General features: G+C 70.3%; 17 protein-coding genes. 8 read left to right on the top strand and 9 right to left on the bottom strand.

What is annotated here, in order from left to right:
- The first annotated feature begins 215 nt into the window (after positions 1–215).
- On the top strand, positions 216–1,862 hold the full coding sequence (locus tag BL253_RS08425; protein ID WP_076815194.1) for a hypothetical protein: 1,647 nt from the start codon (positions 216–218) through the stop codon (positions 1,860–1,862).
- 34 nt (positions 1,863–1,896) lie between these two features.
- Positions 1,897–3,048, top strand: coding sequence for an epoxide hydrolase family protein (locus tag BL253_RS08420; RefSeq protein ID WP_076815192.1), 1,152 nt, complete (start codon positions 1,897–1,899; stop codon positions 3,046–3,048).
- Between the two features lie 105 nt (positions 3,049–3,153).
- Here BL253_RS08420 and BL253_RS08415 read toward each other — a convergent pair whose 3' ends face one another.
- The 4 genes from BL253_RS08415 to BL253_RS08400 form a co-directional block, all read right to left on the bottom strand.
- On the bottom strand, positions 3,154–4,815 hold the full coding sequence (locus BL253_RS08415) for a GGDEF domain-containing protein (protein WP_241834628.1): 1,662 nt from the start codon (positions 4,813–4,815) through the stop codon (positions 3,154–3,156).
- A gap of 321 nt (positions 4,816–5,136) precedes the next feature.
- Positions 5,137–6,867: an N-acyl-D-amino-acid deacylase family protein gene (locus BL253_RS08410; protein WP_076815188.1), complete on the bottom strand. Its 1,731-nt coding sequence runs from the start codon at positions 6,865–6,867 to the stop codon at positions 5,137–5,139.
- Complete coding sequence (locus tag BL253_RS08405) at positions 6,867–8,609, bottom strand: N-acyl-D-amino-acid deacylase family protein (protein ID WP_076815186.1); 1,743 nt, start codon at positions 8,607–8,609, stop codon at positions 6,867–6,869. Before BL253_RS08405 ends, BL253_RS08410 begins: the two co-directional genes overlap by 1 nt.
- Before the next feature lie 55 nt (positions 8,610–8,664).
- Positions 8,665–9,897, bottom strand: coding sequence for an amidohydrolase family protein (locus BL253_RS08400; RefSeq protein ID WP_076815184.1), 1,233 nt, complete (start codon positions 9,895–9,897; stop codon positions 8,665–8,667).
- Positions 9,898–10,558: 661 nt separating this feature from the next.
- Between BL253_RS08400 and BL253_RS08395 the strand changes: the two genes are divergently transcribed.
- Complete coding sequence (locus tag BL253_RS08395) at positions 10,559–11,773, top strand: cytochrome P450 (protein ID WP_076815182.1); 1,215 nt, start codon at positions 10,559–10,561, stop codon at positions 11,771–11,773.
- Positions 11,774–11,874: 101 nt separating this feature from the next.
- Complete coding sequence (locus tag BL253_RS08390) at positions 11,875–13,062, top strand: ABC transporter substrate-binding protein (protein ID WP_241834627.1); 1,188 nt, start codon at positions 11,875–11,877, stop codon at positions 13,060–13,062.
- Positions 13,063–13,086: 24 nt separating this feature from the next.
- On the opposite strand, the gene BL253_RS08385 is transcribed toward BL253_RS08390, so the two are convergent.
- From BL253_RS08385 to BL253_RS08375, 3 genes are all read right to left on the bottom strand, one after another.
- Positions 13,087–13,689 (bottom strand): nuclear transport factor 2 family protein, encoded by a 603-nt coding sequence (locus BL253_RS08385; RefSeq protein WP_076815178.1) that lies wholly within the window; start codon positions 13,687–13,689, stop codon positions 13,087–13,089.
- Between the two features lie 123 nt (positions 13,690–13,812).
- The gene (locus tag BL253_RS08380) at positions 13,813–14,364 is read right to left on the bottom strand and encodes a hypothetical protein (RefSeq protein WP_076815176.1); all 552 of its coding nucleotides are present in this window, start codon (positions 14,362–14,364) and stop codon (positions 13,813–13,815) included.
- Positions 14,365–14,532: 168 nt separating this feature from the next.
- The gene (locus BL253_RS08375) at positions 14,533–15,297 is read right to left on the bottom strand and encodes a carboxymuconolactone decarboxylase family protein (protein ID WP_076815174.1); all 765 of its coding nucleotides are present in this window, start codon (positions 15,295–15,297) and stop codon (positions 14,533–14,535) included.
- 161 nt (positions 15,298–15,458) lie between these two features.
- Between BL253_RS08375 and BL253_RS08370 the strand changes: the two genes are divergently transcribed.
- On the top strand, positions 15,459–15,770 hold the full coding sequence (locus tag BL253_RS08370; protein ID WP_131831466.1) for a hypothetical protein: 312 nt from the start codon (positions 15,459–15,461) through the stop codon (positions 15,768–15,770).
- A 266-nt stretch (positions 15,771–16,036) separates the two neighbouring features.
- Here the strand turns inward: BL253_RS08370 and BL253_RS08365 are convergent, their stop codons facing one another.
- Together BL253_RS08365 and BL253_RS43545 are read right to left on the bottom strand one after the other, a co-directional pair.
- The gene (locus tag BL253_RS08365; RefSeq protein WP_076815169.1) at positions 16,037–18,559 is read right to left on the bottom strand and encodes a CaiB/BaiF CoA transferase family protein; all 2,523 of its coding nucleotides are present in this window, start codon (positions 18,557–18,559) and stop codon (positions 16,037–16,039) included.
- A 364-nt stretch (positions 18,560–18,923) separates the two neighbouring features.
- Complete coding sequence (locus BL253_RS43545; RefSeq protein ID WP_076815167.1) at positions 18,924–21,272, bottom strand: LuxR C-terminal-related transcriptional regulator; 2,349 nt, start codon at positions 21,270–21,272, stop codon at positions 18,924–18,926.
- 369 nt (positions 21,273–21,641) lie between these two features.
- Between BL253_RS43545 and BL253_RS08355 the strand changes: the two genes are divergently transcribed.
- The 3 genes from BL253_RS08355 (at position 21,642) to BL253_RS08345 (ending at position 24,542) form a co-directional block, all read left to right on the top strand.
- Positions 21,642–21,905, top strand: coding sequence for a hypothetical protein (locus BL253_RS08355; RefSeq protein WP_131831465.1), 264 nt, complete (start codon positions 21,642–21,644; stop codon positions 21,903–21,905).
- Between the two features lie 121 nt (positions 21,906–22,026).
- A complete protein-coding gene (locus BL253_RS08350) occupies positions 22,027–23,274 on the top strand; it encodes a cytochrome P450 (protein WP_076815163.1) in 1,248 nt (415 codons plus the stop codon).
- Entirely contained in the window at positions 23,271–24,542 is a 1,272-nt protein-coding gene (locus BL253_RS08345; RefSeq protein WP_081438111.1) for a cytochrome P450, read from the top strand. The genes BL253_RS08350 and BL253_RS08345 overlap by 4 nt, the downstream gene beginning before the upstream one ends.
- The last annotated feature ends 141 nt before the right edge of the window (positions 24,543–24,683 follow it).

The raw sequence follows: 24,683 nt of genomic DNA, 5'->3' as shown, positions 1-24,683 counted from the left end.
GGCCGCTGCCGGCGCGACGTCGAGCGCCGCGAGCAGCAGAGTGACCACGCCCACCTCGATGGTGGTCGCCAGGGCGGTCGCGACGGGCCCCGCCACCGAGCGTCGGCCGGAGGCGGCCACGAACGCGACGACCGTCACCACAAGGCTGTAATACAATTACAACATAACAATCGCCGGAGCGGACCGAGCACCGAACGTCAATAGGATCGTGGCCCATGGAGAGATCTCGTGACGAGTCGATCTCGATCGCGCTCGAGCGACTCGCCCTCACTCTCGGGGAGAGCGGGGCCGTACCGGTCCCGGAGCTGGTTCGCGCCCTGGAGCGGGCCGCGGAGCGGCTGCGCACCAAGACCGTCTCCGAGGAGCTGCCCTTCGACCTCGTGACCCAGGCGGAGGCCTCACGCACGGTCGGCGTCAGCCGGCAGGCGGTCAACCAGTGGGTGCGCAACGGCGTCGTGCGCTCGTACGCCGGCACCGGATCCAGCAGCCGGTACGGCCCGAGGGTCTCGCTGGCGGAGATCGCCATCGCCGCCAACCGCCGCTCGCGGGACGTGCCGTTCTCGAGCAGCCGCCGCCGCGAGCTGCTGGACTTCCTCCTGCTCATCGAGCGCGGCTCCACCGCCCCCGTCGCCCGCGAGGTCCGGCACGCGCTCGAGGACGACAGCTACGACAGCCACAGCCCCGAGCAGATCCGGGTACTGGGCGAGTTCGTCATGTCATCGATGGGGCTGGGCGACCAGCGGCGTGAGTTCACCCCCGACGGGCTGCGGCTGCTCTCCGAGCTCGAGCCGTCGATCACGGTCGACACCAGCACCCCGTTCGGCGGCCTGGTCGACTCGCTCGGCGTCCTGGTGCGCTCGGCCCGGGGGAACGCCGGCTTCGACTCGCCGGCCGTCGCCCTGCTCGCCCTGTTCGGCGGCGCGACCGTCGGCGCGCAGTACACCGGCGGGAACGCCGACGTCGGCCGCGCGATCCGCGCGGCCGCGCGCGAGGTGTGGAACGAGGACTGGGTCGAGCGGCTCCTGGACGCGGTGTTCCACCTGAGCGAGCTGCGTCCCTCCCCGCTCACCCGTTTCACGGCGTCGCTGACATACCTCGACCACAACCGTTTCCTGCGCAGGGCTCAGGCCACCGGGGTGAGCATCGCCTACTCCCGTGGCCCGGGACCGCTCCTCCCCCAGCGCCTGTACGGCGGGCCGATCCTGCGCGACCTGATGGCCGGCACCGCACGCCCGCCGCAGGCGTGGGCCTTCTCCCCCGAAGCGGCCCTGGACGCGTGGCCGGCCCAGCTGGAGAGCGGAGCCAACCCCTTCCGCATCGTCAACTACGAGTACGGGCTGCTCGACCCCGAGATCCACGGCATCCGGCGCTACTGCTTCTCGGCCACCGACGCCCGTCGTGGGCTGCGCGCGTACGCCGGCTCCCTGTCCGGGAACGACCGGCGCCGCTACGTGAAGTACTCCGTCGAGGGGCTCACCCGCACCCTCCTGCTGCAGAACATCGAGCTGAGCGCGATCGACTCCGAGCGCGACTTCGACTGGTGGAAGGACCACATCATCCGCTCCTCCCAGCAGGAGATCCTGCTGGGCCTGCGTGACGAGCGCGCCCGGAAGGTCGCGCACGCGCTGCTGGTCTCCACCAGCCTGCTGCCCGAGGTGGTCGAGGCGGCGCACACCGACGGCGCCCTGCGCGACCGGCTCCGGATCTACGTCAAGAACCTCGAGTTCGACGTGATCGAGGCCCGCTACCGCGACGACGCCCGGCGCGGGGTGAGCCGGGTGATCAAGACCGGCGGCGTGGCCCTCGACGCGACCGAGGCCCGAGCGCTCGCGGAACGAGAGATCCACGACATGCTGGCGTAGGCGCGGCCGCCTTCGCTTCCTCGCGAGGAGCCCGATGGAGTTCACCCCTTTTGAGGTCCACGTCGACGACGCGGTGATCGACGACCTGCGCTGGCGTCTGCGGCGGACCCGGTGGCCCGACCAGATCCCCGGCAGCGGCTGGGACTACGGCACCGACGGCACGTATCTGCGTGAGCTCTGCGCCTACTGGGCCGACGAGTTCGACTGGCGCGCGGTCGAGACCCGGATCAACGCGTGGCCGCAGTTCACCACCGAGATCGACGGCCAGCGCGTCCACTTCATCCACGCCCGCTCGCCATATCCGAAGGCGCGGCCGCTTCTCATGGTGCACGGCTGGCCCAGCACTCCGCTGGAGTTCCTCAGGACGCTCGGGCCGCTCACCGATCCGGTCGCGCACGGCGGCGACGAGACGGACGCGTTCCACGTCGTGGCCCCGTCCATTCCCGGCTACGGGTGGAGCGGGCCGACCGCCGGCCGCGGCTGGCATCCCGGCCGTATCGCGGCCGCGTTCGGCGAGCTGATGGACGGCCTCGGCTACGACCGCTTCGCGGCGTTCGGCACCGACATGGGCTCGCCCATCAACACCGAACTCGCTCGCCGGTCACCCGGCCTGCTCATCGGGCTGCACCTCACCCTCCTGCAGAGCGGCCTGCGACCGCTTGACGGCGTGCTCACCCCGGAGGAGGAGGCGATGGTCGCGGCCAACGACCGCCGCCGCGGCGACGAGCTCGGCTACGTCGCGATCCAGTCGACCCGGCCGCAGACGCTGTCGTACGGACTCACCGACTCGCCCGCCGGGCAGGCCGCGTGGATCGTCGAGAAGCTGCGGAGCTGGACCGACTGTGACGGTGACCTCGAATCCGTCCTGAGCAGGGACGAGATCCTCGCGACCGTCATGACCTACTGGGTCACCGCTACCGCGGGCTCGTCCGCGCGGCTCTACTACGAGATGGCGCGTTACTTCGCCGGCACCTCGACGCGGCCGGCCGGGTCCGGCCGCGTCGAGGTGCCGACCGGCGTGGCGGTGTTCCCGAAGGAGCTCTACCCGACCACCGAGCGGATCGCGAACGACCATTTCGCGATCGAGCACTGGAACCTCATGCCGCGCGGAGGCCACTTCGCCGCGGCCGAGGAGCCGGGCCTCCTGGTCGACGACCTCCGGGCCTTCTTCCGTGGCCGCGCCTGAACCAGGTGTCCCTAGCCTTCCCGCTCCGCGCATGGCGCAGGGAGTCCTCCAGGGCGGCCGGTCCGGACCCAGGCGCCCGGCAGGGCACCCGGATGCGGCCGATCTTCAGGCCACGCGTCGTGCCAGATTCCGCGTCGGCCGGGTTCCTGGTCCAGACAACGTGGATTGGTAGATGGTCACTTTGCCGCGTGCCCGCTTTGCCGCGTACATGGCCAAATCCGCCTGGTGCAGCAGCGTCTCCGGCCTCGCCGGTACGCCTGGGTCAACCGCGGCCAGTCCGACGCTGCCCCGCACCGTGTACGGCCTTCCGGCCAGCTGGCAGGGCGCCTCGACCGCTTTGGCGATTCGATGACCTATCTGGCGTAGGTCCTCGTCCGAGTCCTCGATCAGAATCGCGAACTCGTCACCCCCGAGCCGGGCGACGGTGTCGACCGAGCGGACCGAAGAGCGGAGGCGGGCCGCGGTGATCCGCAGTAGCTCATCGCCGGCGGCGTGGCCGAGCACGTCATTGACGTTCTTGAAGCCGTCCAGATCGCAGAACAGCACAGTCAGCGACCGGTCCGCGCGCTCGCGGGTCCGCCGCTCGAGCGCGTGCCGCAGCTTGTCGCCGAACAGCGCCCGGTTCGCCAGCCCGGTGAGGGGGTCATGGAACGCCTGATAACGCAGCTGGCACTGACTGCCTCGATAGCTGGCCAAGAGGTTCTGGTTGTCCCACAGCGTCATCAGCTGCCGCAGCAACGCCAAGGCCAGCAGCCCGACCAGGGCGAACGTCTCCGCCCGGTCGATCTGTACCCACAGAACCAGCTGAACCAGCACGAGCAGACCCACCGCACCCACCGGCACATACGGCAGCATCAGGTGCATCACTTGCAGTCTGTTCGGGCGCCCGACTCCGTGTCCGGCCTCCTCATGGGCGGCGGGCGTCCCGACCACAGCCCCGCGGGCGGCGGTCGGCCGCGCCGGAACCACTGCCGCCAACGCAATCAGCAGCATGCCGACAGAAAACACGACTGAGATCGGCGGCGGTACCACGGTCCATCGACGGACAGTGCCAACCACATAGGTTCCCGTCACCAGCGCGATCAGGACCGTGCCTGCTCCAAGCAGTCCAAACGCGCGCCAGCACCGTGGCCGTCGAAAAGTGCCGACCAGCGCAACCACCACAATCAGCATAAAAGCGGCCAATGAGTACGACGAGATCGTCAGCACTGATTCCAGGTTGTTCCCGCCCGCGCRCACGAGATCATTCAATATCAGCACCCAGACAAGCAGCGCCAGCGAGCCAACCACCAGCAGGCTGTCAAGCACCGTCACAGTCAGCCATCTGCGGCCCGGCGCCCTCGGTCGACCGTCGCTCTGATCAGTCACTCGTTCCTGATACTCATCGAGGCCTCGGTCGAGGGGATCCGATGGCATCGCCAGCAGCCCCGCGAGCACCAGCAGATAGGGGGCCAGATAGCCAAGATCGGACAGGTTCAGTGCCATCACATTGGCCCCGGACGCGGCTGCCACTCGCACGGTCGCCACCGCGCCGACCGCCGCCAGGATCGTTCCGGACCCGATCAGCCATCGCCACCGACGTTCCGCGCCCCGACTGCGCAGTCCCCCAACCACGCACGCCACCGCAGCCACGGTGGACGTTGCCCCATTCGAGGCCAACTCCGCCGCGACCGCGACTTCCTGATCCACCACCAGCACGAACACCAACACGACCACCAACGCGGAGGTGGAACCGACCGCTATCCGGCGAAACACCCGCTCACTCACGCCAGTCGCGCTCGGGCGGGTTTGGGCCGTCCGGGCGGGAGCACCATTTTGGTTGTGCCGACGTCGCCGGCGCCTCCGAAAGCCCGCGTCTCCCATCGCCCGTTCCCCCTGTCCGGTCCGGGACCTACAACTCCATAGTAGGTATCACCAGCATGCGCCACATCGGACCCAGTAACAGATCCCAAAAGGTCGAGGTCTACCGCCGGCCTGTGTGGCACGCGGACGAGCGCGAAGAGCGTCAGCGACTCGTGGTGGTGCTGCCCCGAGGACTTCTCGACCGTCCTCGGCCGCGAACCCGGGCGAACCTTGTCTGAAGCGGTGCTAGCCGCCTTCCCTCCGCCGTTGGGCTCCCCGTACCAGCCGGCCGGGCAGCTCACCCGTCTCCTCGCCGTCCGTGTACGTCTCGACGCCGCTGACGAACGTGTGCAGGTAGCCCTCCGCGCGTTGCAGCAGCCGGCGCCCACCCGCGGGCAGGTCGTAGCGCACCGTCGGGTTCAGCAGCCGCAGGTTGTCCATGTCGATGATGTTGATGTCGGCCTTGTAGCCGGACGCGAGCAGACCACGGTCCTCGAGGCCGACCGCGACGGCGGTCTCGCGGCACTGCCTGCGGATCACGAACGGAAGATCGAGCCGGTCACGGTCACGGTCCCGCGTCCAGAGCTGCAGCAGGGTCGTGGGAAAGCTGCCGTCACAGATGGACGCGACGTGCGCGCCGCCGTCGCTGAGCCCCGGGAGCGTGTGGTCGTGCGCCAGCATCTCGCGTACCGCGTCGAGATTGCCGTCCGCGTAGTTGGTGAATGGCTGGAAGATCATGCTCCGGCCACTGTCCTTGATCAGGAGATCGTAGGACAGGTCCTCGGGCGTCCGTCCCGCGCGAGCGGCGCGCGCGGCGATCGAGTCCTCGCGCGCGGGTTCGTAGTCGGGAACCTCGTCGAACTCGTACATGATGTCGTAACGGTCGATGCGCAGCCCGCCRGGAACATTCTGGAGCTTCTCATCCGTCTGAGCGCGAAGGATCTCGGCCTTCAGCCCTGGATCCGCCATCCGCGCGGCCTGCTCCGCCACCGGGAGGTGCGAGATCGACCTCCACACGCGGTTGGTCACGAACGGGTGCAGGGTGCACTGAAGCCCCAGCAGCATGCCCATGCTTCTGGCGGCCACCTGCGCCCTGATCGCGTAACCGTCCTCGTTCGCCCTGGCGAGGTGCTCCAGGACGACGCTGTACAGCCGCGGCCGGCTGCCGAACTGCACGAGAGAGACCGTCAGCGGACGCCCCGAGGCGGCGACCATCCGCCGCATCAGCGCGAAGTCCTCATCGACGTCGTCGAAGTCCGTGATCAGTTGCAGGACGCCGGTCCCGGTTCGTCCCACCGCGGCCGCGATGGCGGTGAGCTCGTCGCCCTGCGAGCCGTAGACCGGGGTCAGCGTGCCGGCCACGGACTTGTGATTGATCGTGCGCGACGTGGTGAAGCCGAGCGCGCCGGAGCGGATCGCCTCGGCGGCGAGCCGCGCCATCACGGCGACCTCGTCCCCGGTCGCCGCCTGCCTGGCGGCCGCCCGTTCCCCCATCGCCGCGAAACGCAGCGCCGCGTGCGGCACCTGCGCCGCGACGTCCAGGTCACGTGGCCGGCGTTCGAGAGTCCTGAGGTATTCCTCGAACGTCTCCCACTCCCAGTTCAGGCCCTCGTGCAGGGCGGTGCCGGGAATGTCCTCGACGCCTTCCATGAGCTCGATGAGCATCTGCCGGTTCTCGGGCGCGACGGGCGCGAAACCKACCCCACAGTTACCCATCACCACCGTGGTCACGCCGTGCCACGACGAGGGCTGCATCCGGCCGTCCCAGACCGCCTGGCCGTCGTAGTGCGTGTGGACGTCCACGAAGCCCGGCGCGACGACGGCGCCGTCCGCGTCGATCTCCCGGGCGCCGCGCCCCTCGACGCGCCCGACGTCGACGACCACGCCGTCCCGCACGGCGACGTCCGCGACCCGCGCCGCGTTCCCGGTGCCGTCGACGACGGTTCCGGACCTGATGACGAGGTCGAACGCCGGCATCAGGCGCCGCCGCGCGCCGGCGCCGGCTGGGCCCCGCGGACGACCCGGCCGGGCAGGGCACCGGTCGGCTCGCCGTCGTGGTAGGTCTCGACGCCGCTGACCACCGTGTGCCGGTAGCCGTCGACCCGCTGCAGCAGCCGGCGACCTCCTCCCGGCAGGTCATAGACCACCTCTGGGCGGTGAACCCGCATCCGGTCCAGGTCGATCACGTTCAGGTCGGCCTTGAACCCGGGCCTGAGCTCACCACGATCCAGCAACCCGACGGCCCGAGCGGTGTCGCGGGCCTGGCGCCGCACGACGAACGACAGGTCAAGCCGGCCGGCGGGGCGCTGACCGACCCAGTGCTGCAGCAGCGTGCTCGGGAAGCTGCTGTCGCAGATCGAGCCCACGTGCGCACCGCCGTCACCCAGGCCCGGCAGCGTGTACGGGTGCGTCAGCATCTCCCGAACGGCGTCCAGATTMCCGTCGGCGTAGTTGGAGAACGGCTGGTAGATCATGCCGCGCCCCTCGTCCCTGACCAGGACGTCATAGACGACGTCCTCGGGCGTGCGGCCCGCCCTGCGCGCCCGGGAGAGTATGGACGCCTCCCGGCTCGGCTCGTAGTCCGGGAACTCCTCGAGCTCGTGCATCGCGTCGTAGCGATCGGTGCGAACGGCGCCTGGGATACGCAGGTCCTTCTCGTCGGTCTGCGCGTCGAGAATCGCCCCGCGCATGGCCGGGTCCCGCATCCGCGCGGCCTGCTCGGCCACCGGCAGGTGAGAGATCGAACGCCACACCGCGTTCGTCGTGAACGGGTGAAGAGCGCACTGGAGGCCGAGCAGCAGGCCCATGCCGCGGGAGCCGACCTGCGCGGTGATCTGGAGGCCGTCGGCGTTGGCCGCCGTGATCGCGTCGAGCACCTCCCGATAGCGCCGCGGTGTCTCGCGGATCTGCAGCAGCGAGACCGACAACGGCCGGCCGGACACGCTGGCCATCGTGCGCATCAGCGAGAACTCCTCGGCCACGTCCGGGAATTCGGTGATCAGCTGAAGCACGCCCGTGCCTGTCTCGCCGACGGCGCGAGCGATCTCGATCAGCTCCTCGTCCGCGCTGCCGTAGGTCGGCGTGACCTCGCCGGCCTTCGTCTTGTGCGCGAGCGTCCGGGAGGTGGTGAACCCGAGCGCCCCGGCCTCGATCGACTCCCTGGCCAGCAGGGCCATCTGAGCGATCTCGTCCCGGGTCGCCGGTTCCCGGGCGACGGCCCGCTTGCCCATCGCGTAGATACGCATCGGGGCGTGCGGGACCTGGGTGGCGAAGTCGAGATCACGCGGGCGGCGGGACAGGACGTCCAGGTACTCCCCGAACGAGGTCCAGCCCCACCTGAGCCCCTCGTGCAGGGCCGTGCCCGGGATGTCCTCGACGCCTTCCATCAGCTCGATGAGCTGCTCGTGGTCCTGTGGCCGCACCGGCGCGAAGCCCACGCCGCAGTTCCCGCCGACGACCGTGGTGACGCCATGCCACGAGGACGGCTGCAGCGTGCTGTCCCACACCGCCTGGCCGTCGTAGTGCGTGTGGATGTCGACGAACCCCGGGGCGACGATCGCCCCCTCGGCGTCGATCTCCCGGGTGCCGCGCCCCGTCACCCCGCCGACCTCGACCACGAGGCCGTCGCGGACGGCGACGTCGCCGAGGAAGGGCTCGCCGCCGCTCCCGTCCACCACGGTGCCCGACCGCACGACCAGGTCGTAGTCACTCTCACTCATCGCTACCCGCCTCATCCATCTCCGGTGGCCTGGCCATCTCCGGTGACCTGACCGCTCAGCCGTGGATCGCGGTGGTGGCGAGCCAGGAATCGGGCACCGGGTGACGGAAGACCTTCTCGGCCGTCCGGTAGGTCATGTTCAGCGCGTCCTCGACCGGCAGGTCGTGGAAACGGTTCTCCAGCAGCTTCTGCGTGTCGGGCCAGGTCGAGTCCGAGTGGGGATAGTCGGTCTCCACCATGATGTGATCGCTGCCGATCATGGTGTAGGCACCGAGGTTTGACGGGTTGTCGATCATGCAGAAGTAGAAGTGGCGCAGCAGCGTCTCGCTCGGYGACAGTTCGTATCCCCACTGCGAGTGCAACGAGGCACCGGAGTGCTCCATCATGTAGTCGAGCCGGTCCACCGCCATCGGCACCCAACCGATGCCGCCTTCGGACAGCGCGACCTTCAGATCCGGGAACCTGGCTGGCACACCGGAAAACGTCCATTCGATGCCAGTCACCATCGACGACGCCGGGAACAGCGCCGCGAGCGTGTAGTCGAGCTTCGGATCGTGCGAACGCGGACGGTTCGGCAGCGGGTCGAGTACCCAGCCCGCGGCCCCCAGGTGGACGCAGGCCACCGTCTGGGTCTCCTCCAGGGCCTCCAGCACGGGATACCAGTACGGGTCGCCGATGCGGGGCAGGCCGAGATGCTGAGGCAGGTCCGGCAGGGTCGCCGCCGTGTAGCCGCGCTCGGCGTTCCTGCGAATGTCGTTCGCGGCGACCAGCGGATCCATCATCCAGATCATCTGCATCGGAATGATCCGGCCCGGATGCGTACCGGCCMGGTATTMGAGGTGCCAGTCGTTGTACGCCCGGACGCAGGCCAGCCCCAGTTCCTGGTCCTTGCTGAGCGACAGCACCCGGCCGGCGAAGCCGAAGGCGCCGGACGGGAAGCAGATGTGCGCATAGACGCCGTCGAGGTCCATGTCGGCGACCCGCGCGTCGATGTCCCACGAACCCCGGCGCATCTCGTCGTCCCGCACGGGCGCCCGGGTCCACGTCGTGGAGTCCCGCCCGACGACATCCTCCAGGCCGCTGCCGGCGAGCAGGCTCCCCTCGTAGGACCACCACTCGGTGCCGTTCTCGTCCTCGTACCGCCTGGGCGCCCGGTCCTGGAGATTCCTGGGTAAGCGGCCCTCGAACGTGTCGGGAGGCTCGTGCAGATGGTCGTCCACCGAGACGACCGGGTAGATCCGATCCCGAGGAGCCGGATCGGGCAGGAAGATCGGAGCGGGACGGGTCATTCCGGTCGCCTTTCAGCCATCTGGGCGGTTCGCCCCGTCGGCCGCCGGCGCGGGCCTGCCAACGAGCCGAACGGTGGGCCGGTCGCCCTGAGGATGCTCAACCAAGTCGAGTTCAGCCTACGCCAGACATAATTTGAACACAACTTGATGGTGCTGGCGACCCACGGCCCCGCTTCGCGCGAAGCGGGGCCGCCGTCGCGGCCAACACAAAGATCATGCGCGGTGGCGGCCCGCTGGTCAGGCCCACGCCGATCCGGCCCCGAGGTACGGATCGAGCGACAGGTAGATCGTCCTCGGCAGGAGCTCGCCGTCGCCCGGTTCCGGGACCGGCCCCGTCTCGATCCGAAGTCGTCTGCCGGCGGCGCGGCGTCGGGCCGCGCGGCGGGCACCACGCGCGTATTGATGGTCAAACCTTCTCGCTCTTCCCGTAGTCAACGGCGAGGCTACCCGCGACACCATACCGTGACCACTGCATGACTATAGTGTGCCGCAATGCTTACGAAGATCGCGGACACGCAGGTGCCTTCCGATGTCGGCCATGGGCCGGTGACTCCCGAGCTKGGGCCGGGCGGGATGCGGCGACTCCGCTGGTGTCGCCGACAGCGCGACGCGCCTCCGTCATCCCCATCACGCGCCCGCCGTCCACAAGAGGGAGAAGTACATGAAGGCCGCGCCAGATCTTCTCGATCCGACGATGTACCGCGAGGGCGTGCCGTACGACCGGCTGCGCTGGTTACGCGAGAACGACCCCGTCCACTGGCACGAGGAGCCTGACGGCGGCCCGGGCTTCTGGGTGCTGACGCGCCATCGTGACGTCAGGGCGGTCGAGAGCGACTCGGCCACGTTCTCCTCCGAGCCGTCGACCGTCATCGTCGACACCGTGTCCATGTCCGGCACCGGACCGGCGAAGCACCTGCTCATGTCGGACCCGCCGCACCACACCGCGCACCGCGGGACCCTGCGCGACGAGCTCAACCCGATTCCGGTCCGCGGCATGCACGACCGGCTCGAACATCTCGTCGACGACATCATCGACGACGTGATCGAGCGGGGTGAGTGCGATGTGGTCGCCGACCTCGGGGGGAAGCTCRCCTCCTACGTGACCGCCGACCTGCTTGGCCTGCGCCGCGCGGAGGYGGTCGAGCTGTGCGAGGCCGCGGACGTGCTCACCCGCGGCGGCAGCAAGGAGAGCGGGCCCGGGCTGATCGCCACGCGGACCATGTTCCGGCACGCGGCCGGGGCCTGGGAGCAGCGTCGCGCCTCGCCCGGCGACGACATGCTCAGCCGTATCGCCTTCGCGGACGTCATGGGCGTCCCGATGGACCGGACCCAGTTCTCGATGGACTTCCTGCTGCTGGTCACGGCTGGCAGCGACACCACCCGCAACGCGGTGGGCGGCGGCATGGCGGCGCTCTTCGAGAATCCCGACCAGCGCCGGAGGCTGGCCGACGACCCCGATCTCCTGCGGGGCGCCGTCGAGGAGATCCTGCGCTGGACGACCCCGATCGTCTACCAGCGCCGGACGGCCACCAGGGACACCTCGATCGGCGGCCGGGAGATCGCCAGGGGCCAGAAGGTCGTCTCCTACTACGTGGCGGCGAACCGTGACCCGGAGGTGTTCGAGCGTCCGGAGACCTTCGACATCACGCGGTCGCCGAATCCGCATCTGGCCTTCGGCGCGGGCCGCCACTTCTGTCTCGGCGCACACCTGGCGCGCCTCGAGCTCAGCCTCATGTTCCGCGCCATCCTGCGGCGGCTTCCGGACGTGCGTCCCGCCGCGCCCTGGCGGTACCGCCAGTCTCCGATCGCGCCCTCCGTGCTCGGGCCGGCCGCCATGCCGGTGACCTTCACGCCGGGCACCCGCATCCGCGGTTGAGTTTTTTCCATCACTGAGATTCAAAGAACGGAACCTTTATGTCTCTCTTACGTCGGCCCCGCCGCTCGCGCTCCTTTCCGATCATGGTAGCGGCCGGTGGTATGGCGGGGTTGCTGGCCGCGTGCAGCGTCGCCAGTGAGGAGTCCGGTAACTCCAGACCAGGAAGTTGCACGACCCCCGGGGTCAGCCCGACACAGATCCAGCTCGGCGCGGCGATCGATGACACCGGGCCCGGCGCGGCGACCTTCGGGGCGTTCCGTTCGGGGGTCGACGCCCGACTGGGCGTGGCGAACCAGGCGGGGGGCGTCAACGGACGTGCGGTCGTCTACGACTGGGAGGACGCGAGGTCCGATCCGGCCCTGAACCAGAAGGCCGTGGAGCACCTGATCGAGACGAAGAACACCTCCTTCGGAATCATGCAGGGCTCGATCGTCGCGTTGGGTTCGGCCGACTACACCGCCGAACGCGACATCCCGGTTATCGGCATCGGATTCGACTCGTCCTGGAACAGTCACGAGAACATGTTCAGCTGGACCTACTACCTGTCGGACGGACCTGCGACCAGCACCTGGGGCGAATTCGTCAAGTCCCAGGGCGGCACCCGCGCCGCACTGATCGGGCTGTCCATGAACGAGGCCTCCTTGCAGTATCAAAGGCAGCTGACGGCGAGCCTCGCGTCGGCCGGTGTCCAGGTCGTCTACACCTCGAGCACGGCCGGCGCCACCAGCTTCGGCCGGCTCGCGGAGGAAATGAAGAACGCGGGCGTGGACACGATTGCCGGGTCCGTGACGCCGGATGTGGCCGCGCAGCTCCTCCCGGCCGTCCACGCCGCCGGGCTCGCGCCGAAGGTCGTGCTGCTCCCCAGCGGGTATGACTCGCGCCTGCTGCAGGAACTCGGCCCGCAGCTCGCGGGGTCGGTGATCTACCTGGACTTCGCGCCCTTCGAGCTGAACCTGCCGGTCCATCAGCTGCTTCGCTCGTCGATGGCGAAGTACGCGCCGGAGACCCAGCCATCCGCCCAGCAGAGCGTGATATACGGGTGGCTCGCGGCCGACCTCTTCCTGCGTGGTCTCGAGGCGGCTGGAGAATGCCCAAGCAGGGAGTCTTTCATCAGTGCCCTGCGCGGCATTCACGACTACGACGCCGACGGGCTTCTGCCCGTAAAAATCGATCTTGCGAAAAACAAAGGACAGCTGAGCGCCTGCTACGAGTTCGTCCGTGTCAGCCTGGACGGCAGCTCGTTTATCCCGCTCTCCCCCAGCGTTCGTTGTGGCACCCGGCTTCACTGACCCGAGATGCCCCGTTCGCGTACCTCACCCCGGCTGGCTGGCGGAACGTGCCCCGCCAGCCAGCCGGGGAGGCCGAGGCAGGGCAAACAGCGGACGTCTGTAGGAGACGTCGTCGCGGTCGCGGGCGACGGTGCCGTTCGGCCTGCGGTCGACCGGGGGGAGGTCCGCGTCCGTGGTTCCGACGACCCATTCCACCAACGAGACCCGGTGCAGGATGCGCCATTCGCCGTCACGCCGCTCGAACTGGTCGACGTAGCGGCCGCCATGAAGCGTCACAGGCGTACCGGTGACGTTCTGGCCCACCATCACGAAGTAGGTCTCCGTGTGTGCGACGTCGCCGTCGATCTCGCAGGTGTGGTTGGTGACGTAGTGCTGCTCGGCACGATGGTTGGCCCGGTGCCCCGCGAACGCCCAGGCGATGAACTCGTCGACGGGCCCGTGGAAGATGCCGTGGTCGTCGATGGCGTCCGGGTGGTACGCCGACCGGAGCAGCTCCTCGTCGAGGCGGTCGACGCCTCGGGTGTACCGATGGACGCAGTCGAGGATGTCCTGTCGGTCGATGAGCTCCTGGAGCCGGCGCGGGTCCGGAGCCGCGGGGCGCGCCTGCTCGGCGCGGGCGTTGGGCACGCAGACAACACTAGCTTTTTACACTTGTGTTGTCATGATGTTGCAATTAATTCAGATTGATGTTCCTGCATTTCTGGCCGGCCTTTGGCGCGGACGGCGCCCTCGCCCGGGGCCGCCGAGCGGTCAGCTGGCCCTGGGGCCGGCGACCTTGTCCGCGCYGCGGACCGCCGTGCCGATCGGCTGTCCCAGCAACTCGTCGAGCTGGCTGCGGGCGAGCTCGAGACGACGGGCGTACTCGTCGCGCTCGGCCGCCAGGCGGTCCTCGTCGACGGCCGTCGCCTGCTCGGAGGCCATCCTCGCGGCCGCGGTGCTCGTAAGAAGCTCACGCACCAGCGCCTGAGCCAGGAGCGTGTAGTCGATCTCGATGACGGGCTGACCCGGGGCCGCCACGGTGACAACCGCCTCAGCCTTGCCGGCGGGCGTCACCGCGCCGACGGACGCGGCCGGAGGCTCGCCGATCCCCTCGATCCGATAGGTGCGCTTGCCCCGGATCTCACGCTCGAGCTCCCCGTCGCGGTCCATGGTCGCGATCAGCTGGATGAAGGCGACCGAGCTGCCGGAGTAGCCAACGGCGTCCTTCAGCACCCCCGTGGCGTATCCGGACGGGTCGACCACCGGCCCCGACGTGGCCAGGAACTGGCGGATACGGGTACGGGCGGTGTGGTCCCGGGACATCTGACCTCCAGTGCTACCAGCCTGAGGGCGCTGGTCGCCGATCGACGGCGCTTCGCTGAACCCGACTACAGCAAGATAGCACGTCGATAAGAGAACCGGACGGCGGTGTCCTGTTCTCGGCGGCGCGGCGTCCTGTTCCCGGACGCGGGGCACGAGGCCCTCGGAGTCTCACTGCCTACGGGCGAGCACCGCCAGTCCCACGTCGAGCGTGCGCATACCCGTGACCGAGGCCAACTGGAGCACCTCGAGCACGGCCTCCGGCCGCACRCCGGCGGCCAGCGCCTCCCGCAGGTGCTTGCGCAGCCCGTCCACGTAGTGCTGCGGGCTGACCGCGTCGATCGCGATGGACAGAAGGTGCTTGACCCGCGGATCGAGCACGCCTTCGCGCTCCCACGGCAGGTCGATGAAGCGCACCCGAGCCGCGAAGTACTCGGGATCCATCCGGAGAATGCCGGCGTAGATCGGGTTCAGCGGGCGTGGCCGTGGGCCGCCGGTCTCCAGCGCGTGCTGGAGCTCGCGCTGCCGCGAGGTCTCCTCGGGCAACGGGAGGCCGGCCCGTTCCATCTCCGCCAGCAGGAGAGGGAGGCCGACGGAGACGCTGTGCAGACCGATCGAGCAGGCGATCTCGAGGGTGCACAGCACCTCGTCCCAGGTGGCGCCGTCCTCGAGCGCGGCGTCGATCGCCGCTTCGATCCTGGGCTCGTCCGCCTCGGGAATCACCGACTCCGCCGCGAGCACGACGAGCGCGCGCACAGAAGGAGCCAGGACGCCGTGACGGTGGGGGTGCGCGACCAGCGACTCCGCGGCGGCGGCGAACTCCGGGTCCACGGTCCGGATCAGCTCCGCCGCGCGCAGGTGCCGGGCCAGGTGGTCAGCCCCGGACGCCGCGACGGCGCCCGGGGGCGTCGCGGGACCTCCTGCGGCACTGATCATCGGTGCTCGGCTCCTTAGCTACGGCTGCTACCAGGCTGCGCTGTCATGCTCCACTTGTCAATGGCATCACTTGACGTCTTGACGTGCCATTTTGCTCGTCGTACTGTCCGTGACGGCCGTTACACCTACATCTGGGGGGCGACGTGGCCGACGAGCGCATGATGACGGTGGCCCGACGTGCCGCCGGCCTGTTACCCGAGCCACCCGCGGCTCACGACTCCTACGGCTACCTGGCCTGGGAGGAGCTGGTCCTCTCCACCGCCCAGCGCCTTCAGCGGCTGCTGAGCCACGAGGCCCTGACGACGCCGCCGGCGGCCTCGCTCGCGCTCGCCCCTGAGACGGGCCACCTGGACGCCGAGTCGCTCCTGACGCTGGCGGTGCTGCTCGCCCACGACGGCGAACCGCTCTGCGCCCAGCTCCTGTGCGCCGCCGTGGCCGAACACGGCGCCGGCCTCACCGCCGTCTGGGCCTGAGCTCACGCCACCCGGACCGGGCCCCGCCCCACGGCGGTAACCCACCGGCCCGCCGACCCACCGGCCCACCGACCCACCGGCCCACCGGCCCGGCGGGTACTACGGCATCGTCGGCGGCCCACTTCCACGCTCAGGGCTCGACGAGACCGCTGGCCCTGATAGGCCAGCCACAAACGACCGTGCGGTGCGGTGGCTCCAGGACGAAGACGAGGGCGACGCCGGCTCCCCGAGCATCGTTCGACGACGATGCCGGAGCATCCGGCGGGTCACACCTTCGCGTCGCGCTCCCGGGCGGTGTCACGCCACCGCCGCGACGGCGCCCGCACGTCCACGTCGGGCGCCTCCAGGCCGAACTCGGCGGCCACGAGTGCCGTGTCGCCGCCGGGGATCGGCGCGCTGGCCGGCGCCAGTACGGGGGCGGCACCGAACTTGATCGCGGCGTTCGCCACCTCGATGCCGCTCGCCACGTCATGGTCGGCCAGGCGGATCCGCATACCGCGAGCCAGCGCCTGCGGGTGCGAGAAGGCCTCGCTGACGGAGAGGATCATCGCGCCGGGGAGCTTGAGGGAGAAGTAGAGCGCCTCCCACTCGGCCGCGGTGCGCGTGAGAAAGCTCGGCTCGACGAGGGCGTAGAGGGCGCCCTCGTTCTCGCGGCGCAGCGGCTCGGTGGCGAACCGGGGGTCGTCGATCCACTCGGGGTGGTCGGCGGCCCGGCAGAACCTCGCCCAGAACTGCTGGGTGATGCAGATCGTGAACCACCGGTCGTCGGCGGTGCGGAAGACCCCGAACGGAAGCGAGCCGGTGCCGCCGCGGCGCGGCTCTGGGTGGAACTCCTTGCCCACGGTCACCGCCTGCGGTGCCCGGTAGCAGAGCAGCGCGACCTGCGCGTCGAGAAGGCTGATGTCCAGGTGCTGTCCGTGACCACGCAGCGCCCGCAGCCGGAGAGCTCCCAGGGTGCCGAGCGCGGCGAACATCGCGCCGGTCAGGCCACCGATCGGGTTGCCCCAGCGGATCGGCACCTCCGGTCGGGTGTGGTCGACAGTGATGCTCATGCCGCCGCCGAGCGCCTGGATCGCGTTGTCGAAGGCGGGAAAGGAGCTCCACGGGCCGGTGTGGCCGAAGCCGGTGATCGACGTCTGGATCAGCTGGTCGTTCTTGAGGCGCAGGGACTCGAAGTCGAGCCCGAGCCGTCGCAGCACCCCTGGCCGGTAGTTGTCGAGCATCACGTCGGCCCGGCTGGCCAGCCCGAGCAGGAACGCGCGCCCCTCGTCGGTCGCGAGGTCGGCGATCACGCTGCGCTTGCCGCGGTTCAGGCCGGCCCGGAAGGAAGCCTCCCGGCTCTCGTCCGGGTACGGCTCGACGACCTGGCCGAAGGGCCGTTCGACGCGGATGACATCCGCTCCCAGGTCGGCCAACAGCTGGGCCGCGAAGGCCTTGCTCGGTTCGTCGCCGTTCATCTCCAGAACGGTCGTACCCTCCAGAGCGCGACCGACCTGGCGGGCGACGTCCAGGTCGGTGTTCGGCGCCCAGCGGTCGGCCAGGGGAACGCTCCCCCGGTCGTCGCCGCAGTGGATCACTCCGGCGGTCGCGAGCCGGTCCAGCTCGCCGACCTCGAGCCCGAGCAGGGTCCCGAGCACCATCGCGGTGTCCGCGCCGGTCTGCCGAGGGGCGCGCCAGGTCGAGGGGTCGCTGAACTTGAGGGCGTCCCCCGCGACCGTCGCCGTGCGGCCGAACTCGTCGCTGATGCCGACCGCCATCCCGCGCGCCAGCACCTGGGGGTGCCTGAACACGTCGGCGACCCGGGTGACCTTGCCGCAGACAACACCGGCCGCCATCAGGTGCTCCTGCCACCAGTCCGCGGTGCGGGTCCTGAAGACGCCCTGAAGCAGCTCGACGAGCTCCTCACGGTGCGCGTGCCGGGCCGGGCCGGTGCTGAACCGCTCGTCGGTCAGCAGGTCCGGCCGCTCCATGACCCGAGCGGCCGCCGGCCACATGCGCTGGCTGACGCAGGTGGCGATCCAGCCCTCGCTGCACTCGAAGTTGCCGAAGGGCACGGTGCCCTGGCCACCCTCGAACGGCGACGGCAGCGGCTCCTGGCCGAAGGTCAGGGCCTGCGGGACCCGGTAGCTGTTGAGCGCCAGCATCACGTCGAGCATGGAGACGTCGACGTGCTGCCCCGCGCCGGTCCGGTCGCGGTGGATCACCGCCGCGGCCACGCCGATCGCGCTGACGATGCCGGCGAAGAGGTCGCCGATCGGGATCCCCCAGCGCACCGGTGGCAGGTCCKGGGCGAGCCGGGTGAAGTTCATCGTGCCGGACATTGCCTGCACGATCGGGTCGTACGCCGGCATGGTCGACCACGGCCCGTCCCCGCCGAAGCCCGTCAGCGAGCACGTGATGATCGCCGGGTTGTGCAGTGCCAGCGACGCCCTGTCGATCCCCAGCCGCGCGGTGACCCTGGGCCGGAAGTTGTCGACGACGATGTCCGCCTCCGCTACCAGGCGGTGGAACAGGCCGCGTCCCTCGTCGGCCTTGAGGTTCAGGCTCACCGAGTGCTTGTTGCGGCTCATCCCCCAGTTGAACGCCTCGTCCTCGCTGAGCCGGGTCGGGTCGACCTCGCGTCGCCGTTCCTCGCCCGGCAGGGACTCGACGCGGATCACCTCGGCTCCCAGATCAGCCAGCAGGAGGGAGCCGAAGGGACCGGAGACGACACGGCACAGATCGAGCACCCGCAGGCCGGCAAGGGGCGTGGACGGCGAGACGCTGGGAGGAGTCGCTGCTGCACTCATGATGTGCTCAGCCTAGGTCGCCCAGAACTAAAACACAACTTGTAGCTGACTCGAACATCATTAAGAACTCATCGCTCAGCGGCGGAGTTCTATGCAGGAAACCCCAGTCGGGGGCGGTGGCGCACACCACAGAGGAAACCGACTGTCAGGTTACTATGGTGTTTCAACGATCGATCACGGGCTGTGTCCGGCGGCCGCCGGACACCTCGCGGACGTGGCGGCACCCGTGGCGGCGCGCCGCCGCCCGGGCCGAGGCGCCGCACATCCACCCGGCCGCGCCCCGGCCCGGCCCGGCCCGGCTCTCCCGCCCGGCTCGGCCCGGGCCGGGCCGAGCCGGGCGGGAGAGCGCGGACGCGACGTCCGGTCAGCGGGCGCCCCGAGCGCCACCGGCCACGAGGGCGACGACCTGGGTTCGCGAGGTGAAGTCCAACTTCGTGAGGATCCGCTGCACATGCGTGTCCACGGTGCGCCGCGCGATCACCAGGTCCGCGGCTATCTCCCGGTTGGTCTTCCCGGCCGCCACCAGCTCCGCGATCTGGCGTTCCCGGGAGGTCAGCGGCAGTCCGTGCAGCGCGGAGTCAGGGGCGAGGACTCCGGTTCCCGGGGCGCCCGCGCCGTCGGCCGCGCCCAGGGCCGTGACGACGAGCTCCGCCATCGAGAGCTCCCGGCCGCGCGCGGCCACCGCCGGGTGGTCCGCGCCGAGCCGGGCATGCGCCCGCGCCGCGTACTGCTCGTGCCAGGCGCGCATCCCGGGGAACCCGTGGTACGCGGGTCCGAAGTCCTCGGCGCGGGCCTGCGCGGCCTCCAGCAGGAGCACCCCGTGGCGGTCGTCGCCGGTCTCGACCGCCGCCCAGGCCAGCAGCTCGACCGCCCAGACCACGCCCTGCAGGTTGGCGAGCTCGCGCTTGCGCCGGAGACTGTCCCGGGCAAGCCACGTCGCCTCCTCCGGGCGGCCGGAGAGCAGTGCCTCCAGCGCGCGCACCGCCAGGGCCCATGACAGCAGCAGTTCCTCGTCGTGGGCGGCGCAGAGCGCGCTGGCCTCCGCCAGGACGTCGCGGGCCGGGCCCAGGTCGCCGCGGTAGCAGTAGGCCAGCCCGAGGTTGATCAGCGCGTCCGCGAGGTACGGCGCGCTGCCGTCCAGGCCTCGCTCCCGCGCGATGCCGGCCTCGAGCCGCTCGATCGCGGCGTCCACGCGCCCCTCGAACAGATCGGCGACGCCGGTGGTCCACAGCGCGTGCGCGCCGCTGGCGGCGTCCCCGAGCCCCGCGGCGACGCTCTGGCACTCGGCGAGCAGCTCTCGCGCGGCCGAGATGTCGCCGTCGACGGCGGAGAGGAAGCCATCTGTCCAGAGCGCCCGCGCACGCTCGAGGGTGGGCGCGTCGTCGACGGCCAGCAGCTGGCCCAGCCAGCGACGCCCCTCGCCGGGGAAGCCGGAACCGATCCAGAAGGTGAACAGGTCCGCGACCATGCGTAGGCCGACGCGGGCGGTCTCCCGAGCCGTGAGCGAGAGCTCCAGGRCTGCCCGGATGTTCGCCTGGTCCGCGAGCACCCGGGTGTGCAGGTCACGCTGATGTGGCCCGAACCAGCCCAGGCGCACCTGCTCGGCCAGGTCGGCCAGGTGGTCGAGGTGAGCGCGCCGCACCGTGCCGACCTCACCCGTGCCGACCAGGCCCCCGCCGGCCTCGCCCGCCTCCCGCAGGTGCGTGGCACCGTACTGYCGGATCGTCTCCAGCATCGTGTACCGCGAGCCGTCGAGGACGACCACGGACTTCTCGACCAGCTCGAACAGGGCCGGGGCGACGGCCTCGGCGGCGAGCCCCGGGCCGGCGCACACCGCCCGTACCGCGTCCAGCGTCGCCCCGCCGCGGAAGACCGAGAACCGTGCCCAGAGCGTGCGCGCGGCCGGCGAGCAGAGATCGTGGCTGTAGTCCAGGCTGGCGCGTACGGACGCGTGCCGGCGCGGCGCCGAACGCAGCGCGGGCGGGTCCGGGACGGGCTGGGCGAGCATGGACTCGACCGACTGCCACCGGCTMCCGGCCGCGGCGAGCTCGATCGCYAGGGGAAGCCCGTCCAGCCGCCGGCAGAGCTCGACCACCGTCGCCTCGTCGACGCGGCCGGCGGCGACCTCGGCGTTGAGCGCTCCCGCGCGTTCCAGGAACAGCGCCACCCCGTCGTAGCCAGCCGCCGCGCCGGGCGGGATGGGCCTGCCGGCGGCCGGCAGCGCCAGCGGCGGAACCCGGTAGAGGGCCTCGCCGTCGATGCGCAGCGCCTCGCGGCTGGTGGCGAGCACGCACAGGTGCTGGCACCTGCTCAGCAGGTCGGTCACGAGGAGCGCCGCCGCCTCGGCGAGGTGTTCGCAGTTGTCCAGGACAAGCAGCGCCCGGGCGGTGCCTATGCGGGCGGCCAGCTCGTCGACGTCGCCGGCCGAGCTCAGGCTCGGGTCGACGCGCGTGAGCACCGTGGAGGCGAGCAGGTCCGGCTGGGAGAGCTCGGCCAGCGGCACCATGCAGGCCCCGTCGGGAAAGGCGGCTCGCAGGGTCCGGGCGACGTGCAGCGCCAGCCGGGTCTTGCCCACCCCGCCCGGGCCGGTGAGGGTGACCAGGCGCGACCGCGTGAGCAGCTGTTTCACCTCGGCGGTCTCAGCCCTGCGCCCGACCAGGCTGGTCACCTCGGCGGGTAAGAGATCCTTCCCGCCGAACTCGCCGCGCACCATCGTCTGCGCCCCGTTTCCGCTTCGGCGCTCGTACGTGGCCGGTGGACCACTGCACGACCGCACCAGAACCACTGAGTGATCCCGATCGCGACGTCCGAGCCGCACAGCCGGTGACCGAGGTCACATGCGTAGTCGATGTCAGCAATTCTACGCATGCGCTGTGGCGCCCCACTCCAAACACTGACGGTCACACCGACCCGACGACGTGGGGAGCCGCGGATGACCTGTCGCGCCGAACTGGACATCAGGCACGGACACCGCGCGTGGCGCGTGGAGCGGTCTCGGCCCTGYGCGCGCGCCCCTCGCCACCCGGCCGACACGCGGTTACCGCACCCCAAGCCCACGACCTCCGGTCGCGACGACCCGCATTTGGGGCGGGTGCTCGTCCAGACCGCCGACCTGCTGACCCGGGTCGCCGCGATCGTGCCGACCCCCAGCGCCGCGTTGTGCGCCGACGACGACGCGTGGCTGGCCTTCAACGACCTCCTCGACGACGCGGCCGGCCTGGTCGCGCACGTCCTGGGTCATCCGGCCGCACCGGCACTGCGGGAGCTGCTCGGCTCGCTGGCCGGCACCGACGCGGTGGCCTGGCTCCTTACGGAGCGTGTCCTCGGCGTGCTCGGTCGCGACTGACCGACCCGCGTCAGGCCTGCCCTGGGACCCCGCCCGCCGCTTCCTTTGCCGGACCGCATACCTTGCTTCAATTAGGTTACAGTCCGGCGTGGATCATACGTGTAACACGATTGGGAACCTGATGGCCGATCTCTCTCTCGACGACCTGCGTGCCCGCTACCGCCGCGACTACGACCCGTACGCCGACCGGTCCATCGACGAGCAGCTGGCCGAGCTCGCCAACCGTCGCGCGGACAAGCCGGTCAGCTACTCCGCACGTGGCAACGGCTGCTGGGTGCTGACCGACTACGACGACGTGTCCGATCTCCTGCGCCGCAACAACCGCGGCGTGGTGAGCTTTCCCAACGAGCCCGACGGGCTCAACCTCGCGGGTGYGCGGGCACAGCAGATCCCCATCGAACTCGACGGGCCGGAGCACCGGCAGGTGCGCCAGGTGCTGGACCCGCAGTTCGCGCCGAAGAAGGTCGCCGGGCTCGAGGACCACCTGCGGGAGCAGTGCAACCGGCTCATCGACCAGTTCATCGAKGACGGAAAGGTGGACTTCGTCAGGAAGTTCGCGCTGCCGTTCCCGGGGGCGACCGTCCTGGCGATCATGGGGTGGCCGGGCGAGGACCTCGAGATGATGAACGGCTGGGCCGACGTCCTGCTGCACGGCGTCCCCGGAGGCACGGAGGACGAGAACAACGCGGCACGCGGCCAGGCCCAGCAGGAGTTCGCCGCCTACATGGCGCGGAAGATCCCCGAGTGGCGCGCCGCCGCGCGGACGGACGACGTGATGTCGGTGATGCTCGACGCCCAGATCGGTGGCCAGCGGCTGACCGACGACCAGCTCTTCGACTTCTCCGTGCTGATGATGATGGCCGGGCTCGACRCGGTGCAGAGCGTCCTGGCCCGCTGCGCGCGCTACTTCGCGGGACGGCCCGACCAGTGGGATCGGATGTTCGAGGATCCCGACCGGATCTCCACCGCCGTGGAGGAGCTGCTGCGCTGGGCCACTCCGCCGGTGCCGACGCGCACGGTCACCGACGACGTCCTTGAGATCCGCGGCGTCAGGATCCCCCGGGGAGAGCGCGTGCACGCCCCCCTCGGCTCGGCCAACCGCGACCCGAAGTACTACCCCAACCCCGACGAGGTCATCTTCGACCGCGCGCCGAAGCCACACCTCGCCTTCGGCGTCGGCCCGCACCGCTGCGTCGGCCTGCACCTGGCCCGCCTCGAACTCAGGATCGCCTTCGAGGAGCTGCACCGCCGCATCCCGCGCTTCGAGCTCGACCCCGAGATGCCCGCCCCCCACGAGCACCTCGGGCTCGCCTGGGGCGTGAACGACGTGCACCTGCGCTTCACGCCCGGCCCGAGGGAGCTGTCATGAGCGCCCGGCCGGTGGACGTGCCGACTGAGGAGACCATCGAGGAGACCAAGGCCCGGCTGCGCCGCGACTACGACCCGTACGCCGACCTGCCGATCCAGGCCCAGCTCGACGGGCTCGCGCGGCGGCGCGCGCAGCTGCCGTTGAGCTGGTCCGGCCGCGGCAACGGCTGCTGGGTGGTCACCGGGTACGACGACGTGTCGGACCTGCTGCGCCTGAACAACCGCGGCGTCGTGAGCTTCCCCAACGAGCCCGACGGCGCCAACGCCGTGGGCTCCCGCGCGGCGATGATCCCGATCGAGATCGACGGTGCCGAGCACCGGCAGTACCGCCGCTACCTCGACCCGCAGTTCGCGCCCAAGAAGGTCGGGCTGCTCGAGGACCACCTGCGCGAACAGGCCAACCGGTTCATCGACGGTTTCATCGAGGCCGGGCGGTGCGACTTCGTCGAGGGTTTCGCCCTGCCGTTCCCGGGCGCCACCGTGTTGGCGATCATGGGCTGGCCGCTGGCGGACCTCGAGAGGATGAACCGCTGGACGTCGATCCTCCTGCACGGCGTCCCGGGCGGCACGATGGAGGAGAACGCCCAGGCTCGCGGCAGGGCGCACGTGGAGTTCAGCGCCTACATGCTCGAGAAGATCCCCGAGTGGCGGGCCGCCCCGCGCAGGGATGACGTCACCTCGGTGATGCTCGACGCGGAGTTCGACGGCAGGAAGATGGACGACAACAAGCTGTTCGACTTCTTCGTGCTGATGATGACCGCCGGGCTCGACACGGTGCAGAGCGTGCTCTCACAGACGGCGGTCTACTTCGCCCACCACCCCGAGCAGTGGGACCGCATGTTCGAGACGCCGGAGACGCTCGAGCCGGCGATCGAGGAGCTGCTGCGCTGGGCGACGCCGCCGGTGCCGACCCGCACCGTCGTCGACGACGCGGTCCGCTTCCAGGGTGTCGACATCCCGCGCGGGGACCGGATCCACGCCCCGCTGGCCGCCGCCAACCGCGACCCGAAGTACTACCCCAACCCCGACGAGGTCATCTTCGACCGGACGCCGAAGCCACACCTGGCGTTCGGCGTCGGCCCGCACCGCTGCGTCGGCCTGCACCTGGCCCGCCTCGAACTCAGGATCGCCTTCGAGGAGCTGCACCGCCGCATCCCGCGCTTCGAGCTCGACCCCGATGCGCCCGCGCCGCGTGAGCACCTGGGGCTGGCCTGGGGCGTCGAGGACGTCCACCTGCGCTTCGAGCCCGGTCCGCGCGAACTCGCCTGACCCGGCGCGCACGGCCGACGGACGTGAGCCGGGCCACTGCCCCGGGTGGCCCGGCTCACGCCGGCCAGGCGCTTGTCATGGTGCTAACATTATTAGTAATTGCTTGTAACATCATTATTTGTCACACCACTGCACCATCGG

The sequence above is a fragment of the Pseudofrankia asymbiotica genome, from assembly GCF_001983105.1.
Classification (GTDB): domain Bacteria; phylum Actinomycetota; class Actinomycetes; order Frankiales; family Frankiaceae; genus Pseudofrankia; species Pseudofrankia asymbiotica.
The sequence above is the reverse complement of the archived record's forward strand: the minus strand, read 5'-3'. Positions and strand labels throughout refer to the sequence as shown.

Coding starts and splice junctions, on each gene's coding strand:
- BL253_RS08370 (WP_131831466.1), top strand. CDS start 15,459: ATGACGGTGGCCCGACGTGCCGCCGGCCTGTTACCCGAGCCACCCGCG.
- BL253_RS08420 (WP_076815192.1), top strand. CDS start 1,897: ATGGAGTTCACCCCTTTTGAGGTCCACGTCGACGACGCGGTGATCGAC.
- BL253_RS08345 (WP_081438111.1), top strand. CDS start 23,271: ATGAGCGCCCGGCCGGTGGACGTGCCGACTGAGGAGACCATCGAGGAG.
- BL253_RS08425 (WP_076815194.1), top strand. CDS start 216: ATGGAGAGATCTCGTGACGAGTCGATCTCGATCGCGCTCGAGCGACTC.
- BL253_RS08390 (WP_241834627.1), top strand. CDS start 11,875: ATGGCGGGGTTGCTGGCCGCGTGCAGCGTCGCCAGTGAGGAGTCCGGT.